The 4622-nt window shown below is 61.2% G+C and carries 3 protein-coding genes; 1 reads left to right on the top strand and 2 read right to left on the bottom strand.

The window, feature by feature from the left end; translation table 11 throughout:
• Window positions 1-333: 333 nt before the first annotated feature.
• On the bottom strand, window positions 334-2271 hold the full coding sequence (locus AC0L15_RS33060; protein WP_287250112.1) for an adenylate/guanylate cyclase domain-containing protein: 1938 nt from the start codon (window positions 2269-2271) through the stop codon (window positions 334-336).
• A gap of 581 nt (window positions 2272-2852) precedes the next feature.
• Here AC0L15_RS33060 and AC0L15_RS33055 point away from each other — a divergent pair.
• Complete coding sequence (locus AC0L15_RS33055; protein WP_287065335.1) at window positions 2853-3569, top strand: pentapeptide repeat-containing protein; 717 nt, start codon at window positions 2853-2855, stop codon at window positions 3567-3569.
• 476 nt (window positions 3570-4045) lie between these two features.
• On the opposite strand, the gene AC0L15_RS33050 is transcribed toward AC0L15_RS33055, so the two are convergent.
• A complete protein-coding gene (locus AC0L15_RS33050; protein ID WP_287250109.1) occupies window positions 4046-4393 on the bottom strand; it encodes a recombinase family protein in 348 nt (115 codons plus the stop codon).
• Between the last annotated feature and the right edge of the window lie 229 nt (window positions 4394-4622).

Here is a 4622-nt window from a genome sequence, read left to right as displayed (position 1 = left end):
GCGTCGACCTTAATCAAGACGCTTCGGTGCGAGTGGATCCACGGCTTCATCGCCGACTTCTTCAACACTATCGACCCGAAGCGGCCCTTCCTGGACCGAATTTCCTTCCCGGAAGCCGACGTTCACCAGAATCACCAGTCTTGACCCAAACCGGTCCTTGCTGGGCCGATTTGGCGGCTCGTAAGCGGACGTTGCCCGGAACCAGCGACTTTGCACCGTTCCTGCCGTTCCAATTGAAATCAGCTACGGCGCTAGGTGACCTGGCTCCAGTCATTCCCAAAGCCGGCGGCTTTCTTCAAGCCGCCGATCAGCGGCATGGAAGTGGCATGTTACTCAGCCCGCTTGAGCGCGGTGAACGTCCATAGGGGGCGATGCTGACGTCGCGACTTTGCCAAGCTGGAAGACCTCCGTCGCCTCGCCGCGGCCGCGCAGCCGGTGCTTGCCCGCCGGGATCCTTTCGAACCTTTCGTCGAGCCGCGACGCGGTCTCGCCGGAAATGGCGATTGCGGCGGTGGCGCCCGGTTCGAGCTGCTTGCCGAGGTCCTGCAGCCGCTGGCTGACGTTCACGGTGTCGCCGACGATCGTATAGTTGACGCGGTCGGATGCGCCGATATTGCCGACGATGACGGAGCCCGTGTGGATGCCGATGCGGACATGAAGCGGAGGCCGGCCTTCGCCAGCCGCTTCCAGATTGTCCTTGTCCAGCTCCTCGCGGATGGCCGCGGCTGCGCGGACGGCCGCGGCGGCATGGCCCTTCAGACGATCCGGCGCGCCGAAGAACGCCAGCATGCCGTCGCCCAGGAACTTGTCGACAGTACCGCCATGTGCATCGACCGCGCCGCACAGGATCGCGAAGTGGTGGTTCAGCAGCCTGGCCGCGGCGGCGGCGTCCATCTTCTCCGATAGCGTGGTGAAGCCGGCGATGTCGGTGAACATGACGGTGACGACCGCTTCGCGCGGTTCGGCGATGCCGATCTCTCCGGTGCGCACCAGCTTGGCCACCAGCGAGCGCGGAATATAGGTCGAGAATGCACGCAGACCGATCAGCATGGCATTGAAGGCCGAAGCCTGGTTGTCCAACTCCAGCACCCTGCTGCGCGGCAGGGGGGTCACGCCGTCGAGATCGAAATCGGCGACGCGCGTGGCCTGGCCGGCAATCGCCTGGATCGGGCGCGACAGGCGCTTGCCGAGAAGAATCGCGACGATGACCGCCACCGCCATCGCGCCAAGTCCAAGCATGGCCGATCCCATGACGCGTTCGATTTCGTCACCGATCTGACTGGTCTTGAAATATGCGCCGAGCGTCCAGGGCCGGTCGCCATAGCCGGTGATCTCACGGGTAATAGCGACGTAAGTGTTCTCTCCGTCCCATGACGTCGAACCGTCCTTGTCGTCAAGCTGGATTTCGGCAACCTCGATATCGCGGGTACGCTGCGTGCTGAACTCCGCTTCCGGTTTGCGCGCCTCATATCCGGCGAGAACCGGATCGCCGAAATTGGCGAGCGGCGTCAGCGGCAGGATGCCGTTCTTCAGCGCATCCGGGGAAGCCAGCCGCTGGTCCGCCAGGATGGATCCGTCGCCATCCAGAATGAAGGCATGCGTGCCGAAGCGCGACGACAGTTCCTGCGTGATTTTGGACAAGTTCTGCAGTTCCACCGCGGCGATCACCCAGGCCTTCGTGGTGCCATCGCGTGACAGCGGCGCCGAGACGTTGGCGAACAAGCCATATTCGTTGGCCACGAAGGCGCCCCACCGGCGTCCGTCGACCTGCTGGCGCTCTTCAAGAACGGCGCGCACTTGCGGCGATTTCTCGGTCTCGGCGGGGAGTTTCCGGATCGTTCCGGCAGGATATTTGGCGTCGTTGTCCCCGGTCACCGCCGCCCCCCTGCAAATCAGGTCGGGTGTGCAGATCAACATTGCGTTCACCCCCGGCGCTGCCGCCAGCGCACTGGCAAGTGCCGCCGACATCGCCTCGTCGTCGATCTGGAACTCGCCCTGCTTGTAGAGCTGCGCGACGCCGTCCACGGCGCTCTCGGCGCGCCCCATCTCGGCGCGCAGCAAATCCTCCATCGCATCGATCAGGAGCGTCGACTGGGCGCCGAGCAGATCGAAAGTGTTGCGAAGGTTGGCGCCGACCGCCAATGCGAGCACGCCGCCGACCGACAGGAACACGAGGCTGCCGAAACTCATCGCCATGATGACTGCGATGGGGATGCGACGCCGCTTCTTTTCGGGGCGGACCAGACGCACTGGTTGTGCGGACATGCTCATGCAGCCAATGTCATAATGCGCCACCGCATTGCAAGCCCGGTGACGACTTTAAGGAGAGGACGCGCCGAAGCATTCGCACCAATGTGGCGCCGATGTTTCCAGCGCCGATGATTCTGATCCTCATAGGGGTGTTCCTACGTAAATATGGAAGAGCGCCCGCCTCAGTCGCGGACGCGGGCGCCTCGAAGATGCGCCCCTTTCTCGCGCAGTGTCGAGAGTGTCAACTCCCGGAAAGGCGCATGCACGACAACCCTACCTCATGCATATGCTCTGACCAGGCGGATTCGGGCGGCCATACCCGACAGTCGGCTCAGGATCGCCGGCAGCCGTAGCGCGAACGTCAGGTTTGGAGGAGGGCTACGAATGACTGGAATTGGCGCAAGATGCTCGTTCGTGCTGGTCAGAACGGGCGACCGCTCACCACCCTCTGGCGACGATGTCGCCGTGCAGCGGCATTGACTGGTTCGGGTCAAGAGCTTGAATATGAGAAATCGCTAACTGTGACGGCGGTGGTCACGGTGGCTCGAGTGTCAGCAGATGTGGTAAGGTTGAGTGTCGGCGAGTAGCAGAGGTCCAGCAACATGACTTTGAGACGAACCAGAGCTTACGGCGCATCCGGCTTGGTTCTAGCGGTTTGCACTCTGTTTGCTTGGCAGAACGCCACTGCTGCTCACAATTGCCACGCAGCCGCGACGCCTGGCGTCAATTGGCACGAATGTGACAAGAAGCTTCTCATCCTAGAAGGACAGGACCTGAGCGGGGCGAACCTGTTCGGTGTTGATTTCACTTCGACCGACCTCAGGAACAGCAATCTCCTTGCGGCAAATCTTGAGAAGGCAACGCTTGTGCGTGCTTCCCTGGCCGACTCGACCGCCAAAGGCGCCCGGTTCGACAGAATCGAGGCCTACAGGACCGACTTCAGCCGTATGGACGCGCAGGGCGCTGTGTTTGCGAGCGCGGAAATGCAGCGCTCGAATTTCCAGGACGCCAATCTGACCAATGTTGATTTCACAAAGGCAGAATTGGGGCGTGCGCAGTTCCATGACGCCGATATCAGCGGCAGCCGCTTCTCGTTTGCCAATCTCGCACGGGCGGACTTCCGAGGAGCGACGTTCACCGCGCCGATAGACTTTGACCGCGCCTTTTTCTTTCTGACCCGTATCGAGGGCGTCGACCTTTCCAATTCGGCGGGTCTGTCCCAGTGGCAGCTCAACATGGCTTGCGGAGACGCCCGGACCGAGTTGCCTTCTGGCTTGACGAGGCCTGAAGATTGGCCCTGTCAATTCCAGCAGGAATAGTTGTCGGCAAGCGAACTGCGGCAATGCTGCACGCGACAGGATTCGAACCTGTAACTTCGTGCCGCGGGCATGCCCATTAAGGTCGAAGCCACCACCCGAGACGGCGAACTCCGGATATCCGTGTCTAATGCCGGAGAAAGCAGCGCCTGTTCCAGCCGTTCTAGCGAGGGGGCCCCGATCTAGCCCTCAAGGTCTCGGGCTGGGACTCTACATTGCTTCGCAGATCGCTCAGGCACATCGCGGCACACTGTCCGTGACCTCTGATGTTGACCAGACGGTGTTCACATTTGTGATGCCGATTTCCGTCGGCACGCGGCAGTGTAGCTTGGCTAATCCCCAATAGAGATTGTCGAAAGTATGGCAACTGCTGGTTACTCCCGCCTATTAAAGCTGGGCAGCAGATTGCCGCGCCAAAATGTTGCGCAAATTCGAGACTTGCCATTGGCCGTTGCGCGCGGTTCGAATGCCTCGATTGTTCAGGGCGATTGCAGGCCACGCAGGCTGGTGATGCCGGACCGCTGGATGGAGGCGATGATCGGGAGCACGGTCTGGGCAAACCGGTTGGCTTCTTCGATCGACATCTTCCGACCCTTCGCCGCAGCTTCGGCGGTGTTGGTCGGACTACCGAGTTTTATGCCAGTGGTCTTGCGAGAGGCGAGGGCGGCCTTGGTCCGTTCCGAGATCAGTCGCCGTTCTTCTTCTGCCAACGCGGCGTAGAGGTGCAGCATGAATGGATCAGCGTCGGCGCCGAGTTCGGCAACGATGAACGGCACCCGTTGCACCATCAGTCCGGCATCGTAATGCGACCGGCCGAACAGCCGCAATTGGGGGGTCGGAACTTCCAGTCAACTCTTACGCGGGAAGGTCTTAAAGGGTCGACTCGAGCCGTTTCGCGAACGGCAGCTTTTGAGACGGGCCACGAATGTCGCGAAATGGCGCTAATTGCTCGTTCCCATCGACGAGACGAATGGCAGCATTCCACCGATAGTGTTGAAAAAGTCCGGGTTGCAGCGGTCCTGAAGCACTGATTCAATCTTCGTTGTAAGAGGAGAT

It is taken from the genome of Mesorhizobium sp. WSM4846 (assembly GCF_055811415.1).
This window is presented reverse-complemented; position numbering and strand designations above follow the sequence as displayed.